Raw genomic sequence first — 20,818 nt, forward strand, 5'->3', positions numbered from 1 at the left:
GCTATTTCGCTCCATTGGCTTTCGAGAGCGGCAGCTTGACGCCGACGCGGTTGGCGGCGCCAACGATATGCGCCCGCATCGCCGCTTCCGCCGCCGCCGGATCGCCCGCCACCAGAGCCTCAAAGATACGCACATGCTCGCCGACATTGATCTCGACGAGATCGTGCAGCGGATTGGTCATGCGCGCGTAGTGGATCGAGTGGCGGATCTGCTCGCAGACGAACGAGATGAAGGTATGGATGTAGCTGTTGCCGGTGGCGCGCGCGATCTCGCGGTGGAAGAGCAGATCGGCGTCGATGCTGCCTTCTTCCCAACGCTCCTCGCCGCCCATGCGGTCGAGCGCAGCCTTGATCGAATCGAGATGGCCCTGATTGCGCCGCGCCGCGGCAAGCGCTGCCGATTCGGCCTCGAGGATGCAGCGCAGCTCGAACAGCCGCTCCATGTTGTGCGTGTCCTTGAGCGCCTCGCGGTCGATGCGGATCGCCGCCCGCTGCTCGGGGGCCAGCACGAAAGCGCCGATGCCTTGCCGGGCCTCGATCATGCCGTCGGCCCTGAGCTGGGCGATCGCCTCACGCACCACGTTGCGGCTGACGCCGAATTTTTCGGACAGTTCCTGCTCGGTCGGCAGGCGCGCGCCGGGGTTCAACTCGCCGGATTCGATCTCGCGGCTGAGGAAGGCGGCGACCCGGTGCGGCAATGTCTCGACGGTGCCGATGGCGGCCAGTCTCTGCTTCATGGAAAAGTCTCCGTCGCGGGCAACAGACAGCCGGGATTCATCACGCCCTTGGGGTCGAGGGCGTTCTTCAGCGCCGCGACCATGCGGCGATGCGTCGGCGATAGGCCGGCCCAGAACTCCTTGCGGCGGCTGCGGCCGATGCCGTGCTCCGCGCTGATCGAGCCGCCGAGGCCGGCGGCGATTTCATAGAGCCCGGCGATAACCTCGGCGCCACGCGCACGAGTCTCGGCCTCGGCAAGGTCGGCCGGCGGCAGCACGTTGAAATGGATGTTGCCGTCGCCGGCGTGGCCGTAGGCGAGGGGAATCCAGCCGGGATGATCGTTTGCGACGAAGCGGCGGGCCTGCTCGATCAGGGCCGGGATGTCGGAAATCTTCACCGACAGGTCGGTGCGCACATGATAGCCGCGCTTGGCCTGGCCTTCGACCAGGCCTTCGCGGATCGCCCAAAATCTCCTGGCCTGCGCGGTGCTCGCGGCGAGAACCGCGTCGGTCACCAGGCCGCTCTCCACCGCATCGCCGAGGAACCCGGCCAGCAGGCCGTTGAGATCGATGGCGGCGCTGGACGACAATTCGATCAGCACCTGGACGGGTGCCGGGACCGGCGCTCTCGTTGTGGGGTCGACCAGCCGGGCAAGCTCGATGCATTCGGCGCCGATGATCTCGAAAGCGGAGATCAGGTCCGAACAGTCGCGGCGTGCCCGGTTGAAGAGCGTGACGGCCGCTTCGAACGAGGCCAGGCCGAGATAGGCGGTCTCTGTCTTGGCCGGCTTCGGAAACAGCTTGACCTCGACACCGGTGATGATGCCCAGCGTGCCTTCCGAGCCGATGAAAAGCTGCTTCAAATCATAGCCGCTGTTGTTCTTGCGCAGACCGGAGAAGCCGTTCCACAGCTCGCCATCCGCCAGCACCACTTCGAGGCCGAGGATCAGGTCGCGCGCCATGCCGTAGCGCAGCACGTTGACGCCGCCGGCGTTGGTGGCCGCATTGCCGCCGATCTGGCAGCTGCCTTGCGCACCGAGCGCGAGCGGGAAAAGGCAATCCCGCGCCTCGCAGGCGTCCTTGATCGTCTGCAGCACGCAGCCTGCATCAGCACGCAGCGTGAAATTATCCGCATCGATCTGCCGGATGGCGTTCAGCCGCTCCAGGCTTAAGACAACCAGGCCGCCGCCTTTGCTGTCGATCGCGCCTGAGACCAGGCCGGTGTTGCCGCCCTGTGGAACGACGCCGAGTCCGAGCTCATTGCACAGGCGCATCAGCGCCTGCACCTCGGCTACCGAACCAGGTCGCAGCACGGCAAGAGCGTTACCCTGATAGTCGCCCGCCCAGTCGCCCAGATATTTCGCCATTCCGGCCGGCTCGACGGCAATGCCGTTTCGGCCGACGGCACCTTCCATGGCGCTGAGGATTTCCGGCGAGAGGCGATGAACGGTCATGAAGGTTCATGTCTGGATATCGGGTGATACATATCATCCTACAACTTGCTTCGAGTCAATCGCTCCCCGTTCGGCTAGGCCCTGCCCATGCATCGTCCTGGCCGATTGTCGCCGGTCAAAACCACCGCAATGGTGGACGACAGGGCTTCGTCCCGACCAGATCGATCCCGATGAGGAGAAAAGATGATTGAACTGCCTTTTGCCCGCGAAGAATACCAGCAGCGGCTCGGAAAAATCCGCGCTGAGATGGCCAAGCGCGGCATCGAACTCCTGATCGTCAACGACGTCGCCAACCAGCATTACATCACCGGTTATGACGGCTGGTCGTTCTACACGCCGCAGGTCGTGCTTGTTCCCATCGAGGATGCCGAGCCGGTCTGGATAGGCCGCGCCATGGATGCGGCCGGCGGGTTGCTGACGGCCTGGATGAAGCCGGAAAACGTGGTCGGATTTCCGGAGGACCACGTTCAGCGCGCCGATCGGCATCCCATGGACTGGATCGCGACGTGGATCATCGCCAAGGGCTGGGGCAGCCGCCATATCGGCGTCGAGCTCGAAGCCTATTATTTTTCGCCGAAGGCACATGCGCGGCTCGTCGCCGGATTGCCCAATGCGAAATGGCACGACGCCGACCTGCTCGTGAACTGGATCCGCGCGGTGAAATCGGCGCCGGAAATCGCCTATCTGCGCAAGGCCTCGATGCTGGCCGAAGCAGCCGTCGCGCGAGCATTCGAAGTTATCGCGCCGGGCGTGCGCGAATGCGATGCGATCGCCGGCATCCAGGCGGCGCAGATTGCCGGCAGCCCGGATTTCGCTGGCGACATCACGGCGCTGCCGCCGACGATCCTCGGCGGCGAAAACGCGTCCGCACCGCACATCATGTGGAGCGACAGGCGGTTCGGGAAGGACGAAACGATCGCGCTCGAGCTTGCCGGCGTCTGCCGCCGCTACGCCGCCGGGCTCGCCAGGACCATGCAGCTCGGCAAGACGCCGACCCGCGTCGCGGACACGGCAAAGGCGGTGATCGAGGGCATGGATGCGGTGCTCGATACGGTGCGGCCGGGCATGACCGCCGAAGCGGTCGAAGCTGCCTGGCGCAAAGTCATAGAGCGCCACGGGCTGAAGAAGGAATCGCGTATCGGCTATTCCATCGGCGTGGCCTATCCGCCGGATTGGGGCGAGCATACGATCAGCCTGAGACCGGGCGACAAGACGGTGCTCCAACCCGGCAATGTCGTTCATTCCATCCTGGGCATGTGGATGGATGGCTGGGGCATCGAGATCAGCGAAACCATTCTGGTGACCGATACCGGCAACGAGACGCTGACGAGATTCCCGCGGGATATCCATGTCAAAGCCTGACTGGCCGGCGCGAGCGGTGCGGCGGCCGGTATCGATGCCGGGATTGTCGATCGGATGATCGAGATCGGGCACGGCGCCGGTTTGGATCAGCCGGTCAAAGGTACTGCGCGACCTTCTTGCCAACGGTGAGGAAGCGCAGCGGGTCGACCGCCTCGCCATCGTGGCGCACTTCGTAGTGCAGGTGCGGACCCGTCGAGCGGCCGCTGCTGCCGGTCTTGCCGATGACGTCGCCGGCGGCGAGCTTTTGGCCGACACTCACATCGATCTGGCTCAGATGTCCGTAGCGTGTGGCAAAGCCGTTGCCGTGGTCGACCTCGACCATGCGGCCGTAGCCGCCGGCCCAGCCGGCTCTTGTGACGACGCCGGCGGCGGTGACTTTGGCCGGCATGCCGATCGGCGCCCTGAAATCCATTCCCGTATGCAGGGCGGCGCTGCCCAGGATCGGATCGGTGCGCACGCCGAAGGGGCTGGTCACCGTGCGACCCGGGGCGGGATTGGCGAGCGGCAGCTTGCGCGCCTCTTTCTTGATCTGGTCGAGCGCATCGAGCGCCTCGTCCAACTCCTTGACCTTGCTGTCGAAACCCATGGTGGGATCAAGCGGAACCAGCGGGCCGCCGACATCGCTCTTGTTCAGTTCGCCGTCGACGGGCAGGCCGGCCGCTTCCAGTGCCTGCGCTATGGCATCGGCATTCTTGTAGGCGTTGTCGGCAAGCGTGGCGATGCGCGAAAGCTGCTGGCCCTCGATGGCCTTCAACGAAGCATTGATCGAGACGAACAGCTTGTCGGCGCGATCGGCCGCCGTTTCGCCGTCAAGCGGATCGGACCGTGTCGACCAGAGCGAGAAGGGCCTTGTATCGCCGGCGTCCAAGGATGCGACGGAATAGGTCGGCGCCTGCGAAAGGCTGCCTGTGACTTCGGCGTGCTCGTCGGGCTTGGGTGCCGTTGAGCCCGTCACGGGCGTGTCGCCGACCTCGTTCTCGGCGCGCTCGAGGATCGGCCCAAGCCGTCCGTGCCGCTCACTGAGCTGGGTCTGCCGGGCCAGCAGCTCGCTGACCTTGGTCTCCATCAGCTGCTGATCGAGAAGCTGGCGGCTGGTGATGCGGTCGACCTGGGCACGAAGGGCCGAGATGCGGTCCTCATAGGCCTGCTGCATGCGCGCCTGCCTTGCCGTCGTGGCGCCGATCAGGTCGTCGCGCAACACCAGATAGGAAGTCGCGAGCAGATAGCCGATGGCGATCGCCGCGAGAGCCGAGCCGATGAAGGCGGCGAGCCAGGGGCGGATGGTGAAATGCCTTATCTCGTTGCCCCTGGCGATGATGACCGTGTGCGGTTCCTTACGCCTGCCGAAGACAGCTGACTGACCGGTTGGTTTCACGGGGACCAAGCTTTCGTTACGGGACCAACGACAAGCCTGATTACACATTATTAGGGTTAACAAAGTTTTGCCGTGTCGACCGCGCGGCGCCGGATGCACGCAGTACGGGCATGAGGTAGCGCGAAAATCTTTAGGACGCGGACGCCATGTCGCGTTGGCGATGAGCACCAAAGTTCTGCCAGGAGCAGCCTGTAGCTCGCAGAGCAAGGCTCGGGTTTCTTAACTGTCTTCGATTGCGTTTAGTTGACGTTTTTCGAGTAAAGGCGTGTTGGTATTTGGGATTCATCGTGGCGGTGGGAATGCTGGGCGATCTGGTTGGCAAGATCCTCGACAAGATTTCGGGCACCAGTCTGCTGGCGACCGGGCTTTTGCTGCTGACCGCCTTTGTCAGCGCGCTTGTGGCCTATTGGCGCGCGGTCGAGGAGAAGAGCTGGAAGGAGTTTTTCGAGTTCGCCATCCCGCGTGAGGTCATCACCCATCCTTCCGCGAAGGCCGACCTGCTGTTCTGGATCACGAAGAAGGCCCTGATGCCTTTCCTGATGCTGCCCGCCGGAATCGTCTTCGTCACGGTGGTGGGGTACGGGACCAACTGGCTGTTTTCGACACTGTTCCACTTCCAGCCGCCTCTGACCCAGGGGCCGGCAGGGCCGGTGACGGTTCTGATCTTCACCGTCAGCATGCTCCTGGCCTATGACATTTCCTATTACCTCTATCACGTCGCCCAGCATCGCTATCCGCTGCTTTGGGAACTGCACAAGGTGCATCACTCGGCCGAGGTGATGGTCGGGATCACCAAGGACCGGGTCCATCCGCTCGACGAGTTGATGAACCGAGCTTGGGACGGCATCGTCGTGGGGCTCTGCTTCGGCATCTGGTCGCTGATTTCGCTGAACCTTGTCGAACTGACCGTTTTTGGCGTCAACGTCTATGTCATGCGTAACATCCTGATGATGGATTTCGTCAGGCACACGCATTTCAAGATCTCGTTCGGCCCGCTCAACAATTTGATCCTGTGTCCTCACTGGCATCAGTTGCATCACAGCGTCGATCCGCGCCACTACGACAAGAACTTCGGGCTGCTCTTCTCGTTCTGGGACCGGCTCTTCGGAACATTGTGTGTGCCGAGGCCTGACGAGGACTTCAAGTTCGGACTGGTCGATCGCGATGTGCGCGACTATCAGTCGCTTGCAGGCCTTTACCTCATGCCGCTGAGGCGGATGTGGGGACATATCGCCAGGCGCATCCGGCCCGGAAAGCCACGGTCACGCACCTCGCGAGCCTCGGAGGGGACACGGCCATGAACGCTCCTGTTGTTCTCGCAATCCCGCGGACACGCACCTTCGAAGTCGTGACAACGGCGGCGCGCCTTGCCGAGATCGCACCGGCCTGGAGCGCGCTCTGGCAGCGGGCTGGCGGGCTTGTCTTCCAGCACCCGGATTGGATCGCGGCCTGGTGGCGCACCACCCCGCAGCAGGAGCGGCGCGCGCTCAGGATTGGGCTTGCCTGGAACGGCGACCGGCTCGATGGCGTGATAGCGCTCGCGACCTTCAGGCGTTCCGGCATCCGCGTACTCGAATGGGCGGCGAAGGATCACAGTGACTATGGCGACGCGCTGGTTGCACCTGACAGCGACCCGCGGGCGATCTTCCGCCTCTGGCAGTATGTTTTTGACCAGGGTGGCTTCGACCTGATCTATCTCAACCGACTGCTACCGGATGCCGGTGTTCATGCCCTGCTGGAACCGGCTCATGGCAAGGCGCTTCGGCCCAACCACCGCACTGAACTTAGCTATCGTGTTGCTGGCTCCTGGCTGGGTGGCGCGGAATGGTTCGAGACGTTGTCCAAGAAGGGCCGGCAGAATTATCGTCGCGGCCGCAAGTTCATGGAAGAAAGCGGTGCATTGCGTTTCCGGCTGCTGGATGCGGAGGACCCGCGCGAACCGGTGCTCGAGCGCGTCGCGACGCTGAAGCGCCTCTGGCTCGCTCGCCATGGTCGTGCCTCGGATCTGTTCGACAAAGGCTCGCCGGTTCTCGCCGCGCTTATTTCGGTGCTGGCCGACCTCGGGCTGTTGCGCATCTTCGTGCTGGAGCTTGACAACACGATCGTCGCCGTCTCGATCAATTTCGAGCAGCACGGCACGATGATGGCTTTCGTCACCACCTATGATCCCGAATACGAGCGCGCCTCGCCGGGTATGGTACTGATGATGGACTATATCCAATGGTCGTTCGACCGCGGCCTTGCCACGATTGATTTTCTCTGCGGCGGCGAGGATTTCAAGCGGCGCTTTGCCACGCAATCAGTCACGCTGTCGTCCATGATGGGCGCGCGCGGCTTGCGTGGCCATCTTGCCGCGCTGGCCGATCAGGTGAGCCATCGTTCGAAATCCTGGAGGACACGGCGGCAGCCGAAGCCTGAGGCATCTGACGAGTAACGACCATAATTGTCGATTGCTTTGGCGGCTTTGGCGACGCTCAGAGCGCGCGAACGGCTTCCAGCACGGTCTCGGCATGGCCCTTGACGCGAACCTTGCGCCAGATACGGGCGATCCGCCCGTCCTTCCCGATCAGGAAGGTGGCGCGCTCGACACCCATATATTTGCGCCCATACATCGTCTTTTCGACCCACAAACGGTAGGCCTCGATCACTTTGCGCTCCTCGTCAGCGATGAGATCGACCGTGAGATCGTGCTTCGCCTTGAATTTGTCGTGTTTCTTCGCGCTATCAGGCGACAGCCCGATCACCACGGCACCGGCCTTCTCGAACTCCGGCTTCAACTGCGAGAAGCTGATGGCCTCGGCGGTGCAACTTGTGGTGTCGTCCTGCGGATAGAAGTAAAGTACAACTGGCTTGCCCAGGAACGCCGCGAGGCTGAGAGAGCCGCCGCCGTCACGCGGAAGATCGAATTGCGGCGCTGCGTCGCCCACCTCGAGGTCAGCCATATCGATGCCCTTGTTTGCGGTTACGCGCGGGACATCATCGATATAACGTGAGGCGGGGATTCGTCCACGACGAGTTCGTCACAACGGAATATTGCTTGGATCAGGAAGAACCGCAGCACGAGAAGATCAGGTTCAGGCGTGACGAGATCACCGACCTGGCGAGGCTTCCGTCCGCGTGCAGCGTGCCGCCGCTCGGCCGGGCAGCCGTGCGGCGGCGTTTCCGCGTCCTCGGCCGGGTGTTTGCCGGGTTTTGCGCGCTCATGCTTCTGGCGGCGGCGGGTGTCTATGTCCTCGGCGCCTCCGGCATCGGCACGGAGCGCCTGCGGACTGAGGCGGAGACAGCCATCGAGAAGCTGGCCGGCATCGATGTCAACGTCGCCGTCGGCCCGGCTCGGCTGACGCTCGACGGGTCGAGCTTCGTCGCCCTGCAGGTGAACGATGTCAGCCTGAAGACGGCCGACGGCAAGCCGATGGCCGATATCGGACGCGTACGTTTCGGCATGCGCCTTCTGCCGCTGCTTTCGGGCGACGTCCGGCTGACGAGCGCCAGATTTTCCGATGCCCATATCGTGGTGGGGGCCATGCCCTCCGGAGGCAGCGACTGGACGGCGGCGCTGCGCAACGCGGATGGCCTTGTCGACCCGGAGAAAGTGTCGGCGGCGGTGTTTTCAGGCGTCAACGGCGCGCTTGATGCCGTGCGCGAGGACTCGATGCGACAGATCGATCTGCGCAATGTCGAGTTCAAGCTGCCGGACGCCGGACCGGTCAAGCGCGTGACCATCGCCTCGGCGACCGTCGCGCAGACAGGCGCGGGACGCATGCAGGTTTCCTACGATGCCGATGTCGATGGCCGGCACGCGACTTTGACCGCCTCGGCGACGCGCGATGCGACGGCAAGGCGCATTTCGTCGCTGGACGCCAATCTCGAGATAGAAGGCGCCCCCGGCAAGGGCAGTTCGACCGAGGCCGCCCCGGCCGATGGCGCCAAGCTGGGTTCGATCGCATTGAAGCTTTCGGGCTCGGAAGCGTCGGGCGACAACCCGTCGCGCCTCGCGGCTTCGCTCTCCCTCAACGGTTCGGTGCTCGACCTGGGCGAGCGCGGGCTGCTGCCGACCGATGTCGAAGCCGATGCCACGCTGGTGGCCGGTTCAAACAAGATCTCGGTCGACCGGCTGCTGATCAGGAGCAGCCGCTCCAGCTTCAACTTTGCCGGATCGATCGGGCCGAAGCCGGCAGCTGCGGGGGAGGAGCCCGCCTACCGCTATGATCTCACCAGCGACGGCTCGACGCTGGCGCCTTCGGAATCGCAGGAACCGGCGCTTCAGTTCCTGGCCCGTATCGCCGGTGTCTACCAGCCGAAGAGCCGCAAGCTCGTTGCCGAGCAGATCGGCGTGCGCTCCGGCGGACCGGGCGAGGTGCTGGGCGCGGCCACCGTCGCCTTCATCGACCACGGCCCGCCAGGGGTATCGCTGTCGCTCAACGTGCATGACATGCCAGTCTCGCATGTCAAGCAATTGTGGCCGTGGTTCTCGGCCCGCAACGCGCGGCTTTGGGTGCTGGGCAACTTGTTCGGCGGCACGGTGACCGACGCCAATCTGCAGTTCCAGGTCGCGCCGGGGCGCCTCGGCAACGGCGTGCCGCTTACCGGCGATGAAGTATTCGGCCGTTTCCAGATCGAAGGATCGCGCTTCGATACCGCCGGGCGCATCCCGCCGGTCCGCGACGCCGTCGGCGCGGTTGCGTTCCATGGTAACGATGTCGATATCGCGCTCTCCTCGGGCAGCGTCTATATGCCGAGCGGCCGCACTGTGGCGGCAAGCGGCGGCACGCTGACGGTCAAGAATGCAAACCGACCGATTGTGATCGGGGGGCTCGACATCGACGTGGCGGGCGAGGCGCCGGCGATCGCCGAACTGGCCTCCTATGAGCCGATCAATGCCATGCGCCATGTCGGACTGGCACCGGAAGACCTGTCCGGCACCGTCACCGGCCATGTCAGAGCGGACATTCCGCTGACCAAGGGCATGGACACCTCGAAGCTAGATTGGCTGGTTTCGCTCGATTATCGGGACCTGTCGCTGGCGAAGCCTTTCGAGGACCAGACCGTGACCGACGCCGATGGCTCGATCACCGTCGGGCCAAAGCAGGCGGTGATTTCCGCCGAGGCCAAGCTCAACGGCATTCCGGCCGACCTCGATCTCGTCGAGCCGCTCGCCGACGACGGGCCGGCGCGAAGCCGCAAGGTTACGCTGGTCCTCGACGACAAGACGCGCAACGCCAGCATGCCTGGACTGTCGGCCCTGCTGTCGGGAACCATCAAGGTGGCGATCGACAAGAGCGGCGAGGGCGCCCAGCAGGTTTCGGCGGACCTGACCAATGCCAGGCTCGACATTCCGTGGGCGGGCTGGAGCAAGGGCGCCGGCATTCCCGCCAAGGTCGCTTTCGACATGGCGAAGTCCGGCAGCACCACCACATTGACCGATTTCGCTCTCGACGGAAAAAGCTTCTCGATCGACGGCAATGTGACGCTGGTCAACGGCTCGCTGTCCGCGGCCCGCTTCAGCAAAGTCGCGTTGAACAGAGGCGACGACATCGCCGTTTCGGTCAAGCGTTCAGGCAAGAGCTACGCTGTCGATGTCAGCGGCGCGTCGCTCGACGCCCGCTCGCTGATCAAACAGTTCACCTCGGATGTCGATACAGCCACGAAGGGCGCCGGCAGCGACGCGATCTCGGTGAGCGCCGATGTGACATCGCTGACCGGTTTTCATGACGAGGTGCTCTCCAACCTCAAGCTCGAGTACAGCGCCGCCGGATCGCGGGTGAATGGGCTAAACGTCACCGCCGCGGCAAGCTCGGGCGCCGCGATCACGATCAACAACACCACCAGCGAAGGCGGCCGCGTGCTCAGGGTGAAGTCTGCCGATGCCGGCGCGATCCTGCGTTTCCTCAATGTCTACGAGCATATGGAAGGCGGCGCGATCACGCTGTCGCTCTCGGGCGCCGGCGACGGGCCGATGAAGGGACAGGTGGATGCCCGCAACTTCTATGTCGTCAACGAGCCCAAGCTGGCCTCGATCGTGTCGACGACGCCGGCTGGCGATACACGCAGCCTGAACCAAGCCGTCAAAAGCAACATCGACACGTCCAGGGTGCAGTTCGAGCGTGGCTTTGCCGAGATCGACAAGGGCTCCGGCTATCTGAAACTGGCGAACGGCCTGCTGCGCGGCCCGCGCATCGGTACGACCTTCCAGGGCACGCTTTACGATCCAAACAACAACATGGACATGACCGGCACCTTCATGCCGGTCTATGGCCTCAACCGCATCTTCGGCGAACTGCCGCTGTTCGGGCCGTTGCTGGGCAACGGACGCGACCGCGGCCTGATCGGCGTCACCTACCGTTTGCGCGGCAACGCCAACAAGCCGACGCTCAACATCAATCCGCTATCGGTGGTCGCGCCAGGCATATTCCGCTCGATCTTCGAGTACAGGCAGCAACCGTCCCAAACTGCGCAGTAAGGTTCGGCCGATCAGTTCGGCCGCACCAGCACGTGCTTCTTCTTGCCGAGCGAAAGCTTCACGAAGCCTTCAGGGCCGAGATCCTGAAGCGTGACGACGCGCCGGTCGTCGGTCAGCGGCTGGTCGTTGACGCGTACGGCGCCGCCTTGGACATGCCGACGCGCTTCGCCGTTCGAGCCGGCCAGACCAGCGCTTACGAACAGCGCCAGGATGCCGATGCCGGCTTCGAGGTCCGATTTGGCTACTTCGATACCGGGCAGCGTGTCGGCGAGCGCGCCTTCCTCGAAGGTCTTGCGCGCCGTCTCGCTTGCGGTCTCGGCCGCCTCGCGGCCATGCAGCATGGCGGTGATCTCGGTGGCGAGGATCTTCTTCGCCTCGTTGATCTCCGAGCCGCCGAGCTTTTCAAGGCGCGCCACCTCGTCGAGCGGCAGGGTCGTGTAGAGCTTCAGGAAGCGCCCGACATCGGCGTCCTCGGTGTTGCGCCAGTACTGCCAGAATTCGTAAGGCGAGAGCATGTCGCCATCGAGCCAGACCGCGCCCGAGGCGGACTTGCCCATCTTGGCGCCGGAGGAGGTGGTGAGCAGCGGCGTGGTCATGGCGAAGAGCTGCACGCCCTCCATGCGGTGGCCGAGGTCGATGCCGTTGACGATATTGCCCCACTGGTCCGAGCCGCCCATCTGCAGCCGGCAGCCGACGCGTTTGTAGAGCTCGACGAAGTCGTAGGCCTGCAGGATCATATAGTTGAATTCGAGGAAGGACAGCGACTGTTCGCGATCGAGCCTCAGCTTCACGCTATCGAAAGCAAGCATGCGGTTGACGGAGAAATGCCGGCCGACATCGCGCAGGAAATTGACGTAGTTGATCTGCATCAGCCAGTCGGCGTTGTTGACCATGACCGCGTCGCCCGGGCCGCTGCCGAATTTCAGGTAAGGCGCGAAATTGCGGCGGATGCCGACGAGATTGTCGTCGATGTCCTGCGGGGTGAGCAGCTTGCGCGCCTCGTCCTTGAAGGACGGGTCGCCGATCATCGAGGTGCCGCCGCCCATCAGCGCGATCGGCCGATGGCCGGTCTGCTGCAGCCAATGCAGCATCATGATCTGGATCAGCGATCCTGCGTGCAGGCTTTTGGCGGTGGCGTCGAAGCCGATATAGGCGCTCACCGTTTCCTTGGCGAAGAGCTGGTCGAGGGCGGATTCATCCGAAATCTGATGGATGAAGCCGCGCTCGCTCATGATGCGCAGGAAATCGGATTTGAAGGCGGACATTTTTTCTTCCTGGAGGTCGCCGGGCGCTTGGCCATGCTTGATATGAAGGCGCGCGTTTAGCATCCAAGCGCGATCAGCAAAAGTGGTTTCCGGTTTTGCGTCCGATCGCGCTTCAACCAACAAACACGCGATCAGCAAAAGTGGTTTCCGGTTTTGCGTCTGCCCCGGGTGACGTCGCGATCCTTGCTTCGCCCTTTTTGCTGGCGTAATGAGGCGCCGCGCAAAGACACGGCGCCATGCACCGCGACGGGGCCATCCCGCAGTTTCAGATCGGAAAAGCTCCCGCGATGAACAGGAACACCCTCATCCTCTTTCTGTTCAGCATCGTCATGACCGTCAGCGGGCTGGCAAGCCTGCCGCCGGTCGACCGCGATGAATCCCGTTTCGTCCAGTCGACCAAGCAGATGGTCGAGACCGGCGACTATGTCGATATCCGCCTGCAGGATGTCACGCGCTACAAGAAGCCGATCGGCATCTATTGGCTGCAGTCGGCGGCGGTCGCGCTGAGCGGCGAGGGGGCCGCGGCGCCGATCTGGGTCTATCGCCTGGTCTCGATGCTGGGCATCGCGCTCGCTGTCGTCGGCATCGGCTGGACCGGGACAAAACTCTTCGGCGCCAATGCCGGGCTGGCCGCCGGCCTAATGATGGCGGCGATCTTCGCCACCGCCTTCGAGGGGCGCGACGCCAAGACCGATGCCATGCTTCTCGCTTGCTGCGTGATAGCGCAAGGCGCGCTGGCGCAGGTGTATTGGGCAGCCAAGCGCAACGATCCGGTTCCCGGGCATCTGCCGTGGATTTTCTGGATCGCGCAAGGATTCGGCATCCTCATCAAGGGCCCGGTTTCACCGCTTTTGTCGCTGCTGACCGCGGCTGCCCTCTTTGCCTTCGACCGCGACTGGCGCTGGCTCCTCAAGATGAAGCTGGTGCGCGGCGTCGGCATCGTGCTGGCGATCGTGCTGCCGTGGCTTATCCTCATCACCTGGAAGAGCGGCGGGGCCTTCTTCCAGGAAGCGGTCGGCAAGGACATGCTGAACAAGGTGGCGCAAGGCGAGGAATCGCACGGCCTGCCGCCCGGCTTCTACATGCTGACCTATTCGCTGTTCATCTGGCCCTTCGGGCTGATTGCGGTCGGCGCCGGGCTCCAGGCTATCAACCGGTTTTGGGACGATCCGCGGCTGCGCTTCTGCCTGGCCTGGTACATCCCGTTCTGGCTGGTGTTCGAGGCGATCCCGACCAAGCTGCCGCATTACGTGTTGCCGGCCTATCCGGGCATGGCGCTTCTGGTCGGCTGGCTGCTCACCTTGCCGGCGGACAAGGCCAACGCGCCGCTGAAGCGCTGGCAGACATGGCTGTGGTGGGCGACGGCCTTCGGCCTCGCCGTGGTGGCGATCGGTCTTGCCGTGGTCTGCGTCGGCGCGCCACTTTACCTCGCCAAGACTTTCTCCTGGTGGAGCATACCGGCGGCGATCGCCGCTCTGGTCACCGGCTATCTTGCCTTCCCCAGGCAGTTGCAGGTGCCGCTGCCGCGCATCGCGGCCATCGCGGTCGGCGCCGGCATCACCTTCAGCTTGCTGTTCGGCGTGATCGCGCCGTCGCTGAAACCGATCTGGCTCAGCCCCGCCGTCAAGGCCGCTGTCGACGCCAACCGGCCTTGCGACACCACGGTGCTTGCCTCGGCGAAGTTCCAGGAGCCGAGCCTGGTCTTCCTGGTCGGCACCAAGACCGTGCTGACCGACATCGAGGGCGTGGGGCAACATCTGCTCGCCGATCCATCCTGCGCGCTTGGGCTGGCGCCGATCAAGGACGAGCAGAAGCTTACCGACGTGCTGACCGCTCAAGGCAAGTCGGCGAAGCGGCTGACCGAAATTGACGGCATCAACTATTCGTCGGGAGACAAGCTGTCGCTCGGGCTTTACCGGGTGGCGCCGTGATGAATAGCGTCGGGCATCGAATGTCCCTATAAGCGCCCAGCCATGTCCGCCGCGCCGCCCCTTGCCCTCTACCGCCGCTCGCTCGGCAATTTCCGCGACACGATGTCGATCGTGAGGCGACGCTTTGCCGTGCGGCCGGCACGCTATCCGCGAATTCTGTGGAGCGTCTGGCTCATAGCCTGGATATTGCTCACCGTTGCGACTTTCCTGCGCCTCGATATCAGCGCGGGCGAGATGCGCGGCCAATGGTCCTCCGGCTTTGCGCGCTTCACCGATTTCTTCACGCAGCTTGGCCTCGGCGGCTGGTATCTCATTCCAGCGGCACTCTGCCTCGTCGCCGCCAATCTGACGGATTGGCGCGGCCTGTCCCGGCATGGCCGGATGATCGTCTACAACTGGACGTGTTTCGCGTTCCTGGTGCTATGCGCCGTCGGCCTGTCCGGTCTTGCGGTCAACGTGCTGAAATACGGAATCGGCCGCGCCCGGCCGCTTTATTTCGACAGCTTCGGCGTCCTGTCGCTGCATCCTTTCGCCATGGACGCGCGCTTTGCCGGTTTCCCGTCCGGCCATGCCACGACGATGGGCGCCGTCTTCGGCATCCTGCTGCTGTTGTTCCCGCGGCGCTGGTATATCGCGCTGGCGATCACCGCCTGCATCGCTTCGACACGCATCTTCGTCGGTGCGCATTATCCCAGCGACACGGTCGCGGGCTTCGGGCTCGGGCTGGCGTTCGCGGTGCTATCGGGGCTGGTGTTTGCCCGGCTCGGCTTCATCTTCGGCCAGACCGGTTCGAAGCTGCCGGTGCGCAAGCGGACATTCCGACTAGGACCGTTCCGCGCGCCAAGAGGCAGGGCTTCGACAGCCAATACGGTCGAGGCCGGAGTCGATCAAACCCAGATTCCTTAAGACGCCCTGACTGGCGGCCTTCCGCGCTTAGCGCAGCCGCTTCGGTCTCGGATCGGCCAGCTCGCCCGCCAGGCGACGGTCGAGATAGTCGGCGCACTCCTGGATCAGCAGCTCGGAATCGTTGGCGAAGAAATGGTTGGCGCCCGGGATCGTCTTCTGCGTGATGGTGATGCCCTTTTGTGTGTGCAGCTTGTCGACCAGGCCCTGCACATCCTTCGGCGGCGCCACCTTATCGGCATCGCCATGGATGATGAGGCCGGACGACGGACAGGGCGCCAGGAACGAGAAGTCGTAGGTGTTGGGCTGCGGCGCGACCGAAATAAAACCCTCGATCTCGGGGCGGCGCATCAGGAGCTGCATGCCGATCCATGCGCCGAAGGAATAGCCGGCGACCCAGCAGCTCTTCGAATCCGGATGCAGCGACTGCACCCAGTCGAGCGCGGCGGCCGCGTCCGACAATTCGCCGGTGCCATGGTCGAACTCGCCCTGGCTGCGGCCGATGCCGCGGAAATTGAAACGCAGCGTGGTGAAATCGCGCTTCTGGAACATGTAGAAGAGGTCGTAGACGATCTTGTTGTTCATCGTGCCGCCGAATTGCGGGTGCGGATGCAGCACGATGGCGATCGGGGCGCTCTTTTCCTTCGAGGGCTGATAACGTCCCTCCAGGCGACCAGCCGGACCGGCGAAAATGACCTCAGGCATAAAATACTCCACATGGCATATGAATGCGCTCGCCCGGAACTTTCCTGATCCCGACTCACCCGCGGCCCCACATCTTCTGTGGCCTTGACGCCGGGCGAGCGTGTTCCTAGAAGCTAGTTTAGAATTGTTCAAAACTGGGAGGCCGAAACCCTATGGTCCGGCCGCCCGCGCCGCAAGCCGGGTAAATAGGACGGCTTGCCTTGCAATTTCAAGGAAATAACGCGCTATCCTCGCGGGATAGTCGGCGGAAGGACGAACTGAGCGAAAATGGCCGCAATCCGCGCCTATCTCGACTACAACGCCAGCGCGCCGCTCATTGCGGAAGCGCGGGCAGCGATGGTCGCCGCGCTCGATGCTGCCAACCCGTCATCGGTCCACACGGAAGGGCGGGCCTCGCGCCGGCTGGTCGAGGACGCGCGCCGCGACGTGGCGCGGCTGGTCAACGCCAGGCCTGAGCATATCGTCTTCACGTCCGGCGCCACCGAAGCCACCTCGACGCTGCTTACGCCCGACTGGCAGATGGGACGCGGATCGATCCGTATGAGCCATCTCTTCGTCTCCGAAGCCGACCATCCCTGCATCCTGAATGGTGGACGCTTCGCGGCGGCGCGGGTGACGAAGATCGGCGTCGACCCGAACGGCATTGCCGATCTCGAGGCGCTGGCCGCCGCGCTCGGCGCGCATGACAAGGCCGCTGGTCTGCCGCTGGTGGCGATCCACGCCGCCAACAACGAGACCGGCGTTATCCAGCCGATCGGGCGCATCGGCGAGATCGTCAAGGCCGCCGGCGGGGTGCTGGTCGTCGACGCCGTGCAGGCTGCCGGGCGGATTCCGCTCGATATGTCAATTCCTTATGCCGATTATCTGATCCTGTCCTCGCACAAGATCGGCGGCGCGAAGGGCGTCGGCGCGATCGTGGCCGCATCCGACCTGATGATGCCGCGCCCGCTGATCAATGGCGGCGGCCAGGAGAAGAGCCACCGCGCCGGCACGGAAAACGTCGCCGGGATCGCCGGTTTCGGCGCCGCGGCGCGTGTCGCGCTGGCCGGTCTCCCCGACATGGACGCTATCGCGAGCCGGCGCGACGAGGTCGAGGCGATCGTGCGCGACCTCGCGCCGGACGCGGAAATCTTCGGAAATGGCGCTCTCAGGCTTGCCAACACGACATTCTTCGCTATTCCCGGCATCAAGGCCGAAACGGCGCAGATCGCTTTCGATCTCGCCGGCGTCGCGCTGTCTGCGGGTTCAGCCTGCTCGTCGGGAAAGGTCGGGCCAAGCCATGTGCTGAAGGCGATGGGGCATGGCGACAGCCTGGGCGCCTTGCGCGTCTCGATCGGCCGTGCGACCGGCGCCGACGATATCGCGGCGTTCCGGGCGGCACTGGCCGGCATCGTCGCCCGCCGCGCGGGCAAGGAAGAAGCCGCCTGACGGCGGAGCATCGGAGCGAGAAACGCCTTGCGGTTCTCGGATTTCCGCTGCCTGAACAAGAATTCAGGCTTTAGGGCCTGGTAGAGCCGTGCGTTTTGTCCTGGCCGGGTGAATTTCCGGCGGACACGCACTATATGGAGCTTACTCCGCCGCGAGTCCCTCCCTGGGACGCGATTTCGGCGGTGCCATAGTTTGAAAACTGCCGGGCCTTGACCCCGGCGTGGATGGAGAACGCTTATGCCTGCTGTGCAGGAGACGATCGATCGGGTTCGAAAGATCGACGTCGACCAGTATAAATATGGATTCCAGACAGAGATCGAGATGGACAAGGCCCCCAAGGGCCTTAGCGAAGACATCATTCGCTTCATCTCGGCCAAGAAGGATGAGCCGGACTGGATGCTGGAATGGCGTCTGGGAGCCTATCGCCGCTGGCTGACGCTGGAAGAGCCGACCTGGGCGCGCGTCCACTATCCGAAGATCGATTTCCAGGACATCCACTACTACGCCGCGCCGAAGAGCACGCCGGGGCCGAAGTCGCTGAGCGAGGTCGACCCCGAATTGCTCAAGGTCTACGAGAAGCTCGGCATTCCGCTCAAGGAGCAGGAAATCCTGGCCGGCGTGCAGAAGACCGATGCCTCGGAGCTCGAGGAAGCCAGCGACAACCTCTACAAATCGGGCCGCGTCGCGGTCGATGCCGTGTTCGATTCCGTTTCGGTGGTCACCACCTTCAAGAAGGAACTGGCGCAGGCGGGCGTCATCTTCTGCTCGATCTCGGAAGCGATCCGCGAGCATCCGGAGCTGGTGAAAAAATATCTCGGCTCGGTCGTGCCGACCTCCGATAATTTCTACGCGACGCTGAATTCGGCAGTGTTCACCGACGGCTCGTTCGTCTTCGTGCCCAAGGGCGTTCGCTGCCCGATGGAGCTATCGACCTATTTCCGCATCAACGAGAAGAACACCGGCCAGTTCGAGCGCACGCTGATCATCGCCGAGGAGGGGGCTTACGTCTCGTATCTCGAGGGCTGCACGGCGCCGCAGCGCGACGAGAACCAGCTGCACGCTGCGGTGGTCGAGCTGATCGCGCTCGACGATGCCGAGATCAAATATTCTACGGTGCAGAATTGGTACCCCGGCGACGCCGAGGGCAAGGGCGGCATCTACAATTTCGTCACCAAGCGCGGCGATTGCCGCGGCGACCGCTCGAAGATCTCGTGGACGCAGGTCGAGACCGGTTCGGCGATCACCTGGAAATATCCGAGCTGCATCCTGCGCGGCGACGATTCCAGCGGTGAGTTCTATTCGATCGCGGTGTCGAACGGCTATCAGCAGGTCGACAGCGGCACCAAGATGATCCATCTCGGCAAGAACACGTCGAGCCGCATCATCTCCAAGGGCATCGCCGCCGGCTTCTCACAGAATACCTATCGCGGCCAGGTCTCGGCGCATCGCAAGGCGACCAACGCGCGCAACTTCACCAATTGCGATTCGCTGCTGATCGGCGACCAGTGCGGCGCGCACACCGTGCCTTACATGGAAGCCAAGAATTCGACGGCGAAGTTCGAGCACGAGGCGACGACGTCGAAGATCTCCGAGGACCAGAAGTTCTATGTCATGCAGCGCGGCATCCCCGAGGAAGAGGCGATCGCGCTGATCGTCAACGGCTTCGTCAAGGACGTCATCCAGCAGCTGCCGATGGAGTTCGCGGTCGAGGCGCAGAAGCTGATCGGAATCAGCCTAGAGGGGAGCGTGGGGTGAAACTCTTCGGCCGTAAAACGGCGGCACTGCAAAACTCGGAAGGGGTTCAGCAAGACGTTGAATCTCCTATGGCTGCGTGGTTTTCGTCCCTGGCTGGAAGACCTGCCTCGGATTTCGGAGGCCGGGAACGGATTTTCATGGAAATTTGGCGTCAATTCTGCGCTTTCCGGTCAGACGTAGACGCATCTGAGCTAAGCTATTTTCACAGCACCTCGTGGTGGGGGGAATGGCGGGAATGGCCCGACTACGTGAGCGGTACACTGGGTGGTTTATCCAGCGTGGCTACCAAATCCGCTACCAAGCGGGAAGATAGATTTGACGTGGATACGTTGCACCTTGTCAGCAACTATCTGCCTGCAAAGGGAACCTGTCTTACTTGGTACGATAGGTTGAAATCGCTAGGTTTCGACTATGATCACGGACAAGCCGCAGAGCGGTTTGGTGGTGACTACACCGGCAACTTCAGGATGACGTTCTTCTACTTTGTCGATGGATCAATTTTTCTAAATGGCCGTAGGCTTCGTACCCAAGTCGATCCCGTTGAGGCGAGCAAATCCGGCGATCTTAAGGTCCGGCACAGTTATGTGCACAACGTGATCGATTTGGCTATGGAGTTCGGTGAATGGATCCACTTGGACGATCAGGGGAAGTTTGCCCTCACCCCCTGGCGAGTTAACTAGAGAAAAGAACAATGCTTGAGATCAGAAACCTGCACGCCCGCATCGTCGACGACGGCACCGAGATCATCCGCGGCCTGAATCTGACGGTGAAAGCCGGCGAGGTCGCCGCCATCATGGGGCCGAACGGCTCGGGCAAGTCGACGCTTTCCTATATCCTCGCCGGCCGCGAGGACTATGAGGTCACTGAAGGCGACATCCTCTATAACGGCCAGTCGATCCTGGAAATGGATCCGGCCGAGCGCGCCACCGCCGGCATCTTCCTCGCCTTCCAGTATCCGATGGAGATACCGGGCGTCGCGACCATGGAATTCCTGAAGGTGGCGATGAACGAGCAGCGCAAGGCGCGCGGCGAGGAGCCGTTGAAGATCCCGGAATTCCTGAAGCGGGTGAAGGACGCCGCCGCCTCGCTCAGCATGGACATGAACATGTTGAAGCGGCCGCTCAATGTCGGCTTCTCGGGCGGCGAGAAGAAGCGCGCCGAGATCCTGCAGATGAAGCTATTGGAGCCAAAACTCTGCGTGCTCGACGAGACCGATTCCGGCCTCGACATCGACGCGCTGAAGATCGTCTCGGACGGCGTCAACGCACTGCGCTCGCCGGACCGGGCCATCGTCGTCATCACCCACTACCAGCGCCTGCTCGAGCACATCGTGCCTGATACGGTGCACGTGCTTTACAGGGGCCAGGTGATCAAGTCGGGCGACAAGTCGCTGGCGCTCGATCTCGAGGCCAATGGCTATGCCGGCGTGATCGGGCAAGCCGCGTGACATGGGAGCGGTCGAGGC

The 20,818-nt window shown here is 63.3% G+C and carries 16 protein-coding genes; 10 read left to right on the forward strand and 6 right to left on the reverse strand.

What is annotated here, in order from left to right; translation table 11 throughout:
• Window position 1: 1 nt before the first annotated feature.
• On the reverse strand, window positions 2-736 hold the full coding sequence (locus LB525_RS05325) for a FadR/GntR family transcriptional regulator (protein ID WP_224525550.1): 735 nt from the start codon (window positions 734-736) through the stop codon (window positions 2-4).
• Window positions 733-2,169 carry an FAD-binding oxidoreductase gene (locus LB525_RS05330; protein WP_224543808.1) on the reverse strand — a complete coding sequence of 479 codons (1,437 nt, stop codon included), beginning with the start codon at window positions 2,167-2,169 and terminating at the stop codon, window positions 733-735. Before LB525_RS05330 ends, LB525_RS05325 begins: the two co-directional genes overlap by 4 nt.
• A gap of 183 nt (window positions 2,170-2,352) precedes the next feature.
• Between LB525_RS05330 and LB525_RS05335 the strand changes: the two genes are divergently transcribed.
• Window positions 2,353-3,531, forward strand: a complete 1,179-nt coding sequence (locus tag LB525_RS05335; RefSeq protein WP_224543810.1) for a M24 family metallopeptidase — start codon at window positions 2,353-2,355, stop codon at window positions 3,529-3,531.
• Window positions 3,532-3,625: 94 nt separating this feature from the next.
• On the opposite strand, the gene LB525_RS05340 is transcribed toward LB525_RS05335, so the two are convergent.
• Window positions 3,626-4,906 (reverse strand): M23 family metallopeptidase, encoded by a 1,281-nt coding sequence (locus LB525_RS05340; RefSeq protein ID WP_224543812.1) that lies wholly within the window; start codon window positions 4,904-4,906, stop codon window positions 3,626-3,628.
• A gap of 299 nt (window positions 4,907-5,205) precedes the next feature.
• On the opposite strand from LB525_RS05340, the gene LB525_RS05345 reads away from it, so the two are divergent.
• Together LB525_RS05345 and LB525_RS05350 are read left to right on the forward strand one after the other, a co-directional pair.
• A complete protein-coding gene (locus LB525_RS05345) occupies window positions 5,206-6,207 on the forward strand; it encodes a sterol desaturase family protein (RefSeq protein WP_224543813.1) in 1,002 nt (333 codons plus the stop codon).
• A complete protein-coding gene (locus LB525_RS05350; protein WP_224543815.1) occupies window positions 6,204-7,340 on the forward strand; it encodes a GNAT family N-acetyltransferase in 1,137 nt (378 codons plus the stop codon). Before LB525_RS05345 ends, LB525_RS05350 begins: the two co-directional genes overlap by 4 nt.
• A 40-nt stretch (window positions 7,341-7,380) precedes the next feature.
• Here LB525_RS05350 and LB525_RS05355 read toward each other — a convergent pair whose 3' ends face one another.
• A complete protein-coding gene (locus tag LB525_RS05355; protein ID WP_224543817.1) occupies window positions 7,381-7,848 on the reverse strand; it encodes a peroxiredoxin in 468 nt (155 codons plus the stop codon).
• A 95-nt stretch (window positions 7,849-7,943) separates the two neighbouring features.
• Here LB525_RS05355 and LB525_RS05360 point away from each other — a divergent pair, with 95 nt between their 5' ends.
• Window positions 7,944-11,366, forward strand: coding sequence for a DUF3971 domain-containing protein (locus LB525_RS05360; RefSeq protein ID WP_095765172.1), 3,423 nt, complete (start codon window positions 7,944-7,946; stop codon window positions 11,364-11,366).
• 11 nt (window positions 11,367-11,377) lie between these two features.
• On the opposite strand, the gene tyrS is transcribed toward LB525_RS05360, so the two are convergent.
• Window positions 11,378-12,631, reverse strand: coding sequence for a tyrosine--tRNA ligase (tyrS, locus tag LB525_RS05365; RefSeq protein WP_224543819.1), 1,254 nt, complete (start codon window positions 12,629-12,631; stop codon window positions 11,378-11,380).
• 287 nt (window positions 12,632-12,918) lie between these two features.
• Between tyrS and LB525_RS05370 the strand changes: the two genes are divergently transcribed.
• Window positions 12,919-14,562: an ArnT family glycosyltransferase gene (locus LB525_RS05370; RefSeq protein WP_224543821.1), complete on the forward strand. Its 1,644-nt coding sequence runs from the start codon at window positions 12,919-12,921 to the stop codon at window positions 14,560-14,562.
• 42 nt (window positions 14,563-14,604) lie between these two features.
• Complete coding sequence (locus LB525_RS05375) at window positions 14,605-15,468, forward strand: phosphatase PAP2 family protein (RefSeq protein WP_224543822.1); 864 nt, start codon at window positions 14,605-14,607, stop codon at window positions 15,466-15,468.
• A 27-nt stretch (window positions 15,469-15,495) separates the two neighbouring features.
• On the opposite strand, the gene LB525_RS05380 is transcribed toward LB525_RS05375, so the two are convergent.
• Window positions 15,496-16,170, reverse strand: a complete 675-nt coding sequence (locus LB525_RS05380; protein ID WP_095765174.1) for an alpha/beta hydrolase — start codon at window positions 16,168-16,170, stop codon at window positions 15,496-15,498.
• Window positions 16,171-16,437: 267 nt separating this feature from the next.
• Here LB525_RS05380 and LB525_RS05385 point away from each other — a divergent pair, with 267 nt between their 5' ends.
• The 4 genes from LB525_RS05385 (at window position 16,438) to sufC (ending at window position 20,800) form a co-directional block, all read left to right on the forward strand.
• Window positions 16,438-17,598 (forward strand): cysteine desulfurase family protein, encoded by a 1,161-nt coding sequence (locus LB525_RS05385; RefSeq protein ID WP_224543824.1) that lies wholly within the window; start codon window positions 16,438-16,440, stop codon window positions 17,596-17,598.
• Between the two features lie 237 nt (window positions 17,599-17,835).
• A complete protein-coding gene (gene sufB / locus LB525_RS05390; RefSeq protein WP_224543826.1) occupies window positions 17,836-19,353 on the forward strand; it encodes a Fe-S cluster assembly protein SufB in 1,518 nt (505 codons plus the stop codon).
• Window positions 19,350-20,033 (forward strand): hypothetical protein, encoded by a 684-nt coding sequence (locus LB525_RS05395; RefSeq protein ID WP_224543828.1) that lies wholly within the window; start codon window positions 19,350-19,352, stop codon window positions 20,031-20,033. Before sufB ends, LB525_RS05395 begins: the two co-directional genes overlap by 4 nt.
• Before the next feature lie 11 nt (window positions 20,034-20,044).
• The gene (gene sufC / locus LB525_RS05400; protein ID WP_224543829.1) at window positions 20,045-20,800 is read left to right on the forward strand and encodes a Fe-S cluster assembly ATPase SufC; all 756 of its coding nucleotides are present in this window, start codon (window positions 20,045-20,047) and stop codon (window positions 20,798-20,800) included.
• Window positions 20,801-20,818 lie beyond the last annotated feature (18 nt).

Origin of the sequence: Mesorhizobium sp. CA16 (genome assembly GCF_020165175.1) — a bacterium.
Taxonomy (GTDB): domain Bacteria; phylum Pseudomonadota; class Alphaproteobacteria; order Rhizobiales; family Rhizobiaceae; genus Mesorhizobium.

What these genes read in the sequence shown, in the direction of transcription:
- LB525_RS05325 (WP_224525550.1), bottom strand. Translation starts at nt 736, where the DNA reads ATGAAGCAGAGACTGGCCGCCATCGGCACCGTCGAGACATTGCCGCAC.
- LB525_RS05330 (WP_224543808.1), bottom strand. Translation starts at nt 2,169, where the DNA reads ATGACCGTTCATCGCCTCTCGCCGGAAATCCTCAGCGCCATGGAAGGT.
- LB525_RS05335 (WP_224543810.1), top strand. Translation starts at nt 2,353, where the DNA reads ATGATTGAACTGCCTTTTGCCCGCGAAGAATACCAGCAGCGGCTCGGA.
- LB525_RS05345 (WP_224543813.1), top strand. Translation starts at nt 5,206, where the DNA reads ATGCTGGGCGATCTGGTTGGCAAGATCCTCGACAAGATTTCGGGCACC.
- LB525_RS05350 (WP_224543815.1), top strand. Translation starts at nt 6,204, where the DNA reads ATGAACGCTCCTGTTGTTCTCGCAATCCCGCGGACACGCACCTTCGAA.
- LB525_RS05355 (WP_224543817.1), bottom strand. Translation starts at nt 7,848, where the DNA reads ATGGCTGACCTCGAGGTGGGCGACGCAGCGCCGCAATTCGATCTTCCG.
- tyrS (WP_224543819.1), bottom strand. Translation starts at nt 12,631, where the DNA reads ATGTCCGCCTTCAAATCCGATTTCCTGCGCATCATGAGCGAGCGCGGC.
- LB525_RS05370 (WP_224543821.1), top strand. Translation starts at nt 12,919, where the DNA reads ATGAACAGGAACACCCTCATCCTCTTTCTGTTCAGCATCGTCATGACC.
- LB525_RS05375 (WP_224543822.1), top strand. Translation starts at nt 14,605, where the DNA reads ATGTCCGCCGCGCCGCCCCTTGCCCTCTACCGCCGCTCGCTCGGCAAT.
- LB525_RS05380 (WP_095765174.1), bottom strand. Translation starts at nt 16,170, where the DNA reads ATGCCTGAGGTCATTTTCGCCGGTCCGGCTGGTCGCCTGGAGGGACGT.
- LB525_RS05385 (WP_224543824.1), top strand. Translation starts at nt 16,438, where the DNA reads ATGGCCGCAATCCGCGCCTATCTCGACTACAACGCCAGCGCGCCGCTC.
- sufB (WP_224543826.1), top strand. Translation starts at nt 17,836, where the DNA reads ATGCCTGCTGTGCAGGAGACGATCGATCGGGTTCGAAAGATCGACGTC.
- sufC (WP_224543829.1), top strand. Translation starts at nt 20,045, where the DNA reads ATGCTTGAGATCAGAAACCTGCACGCCCGCATCGTCGACGACGGCACC.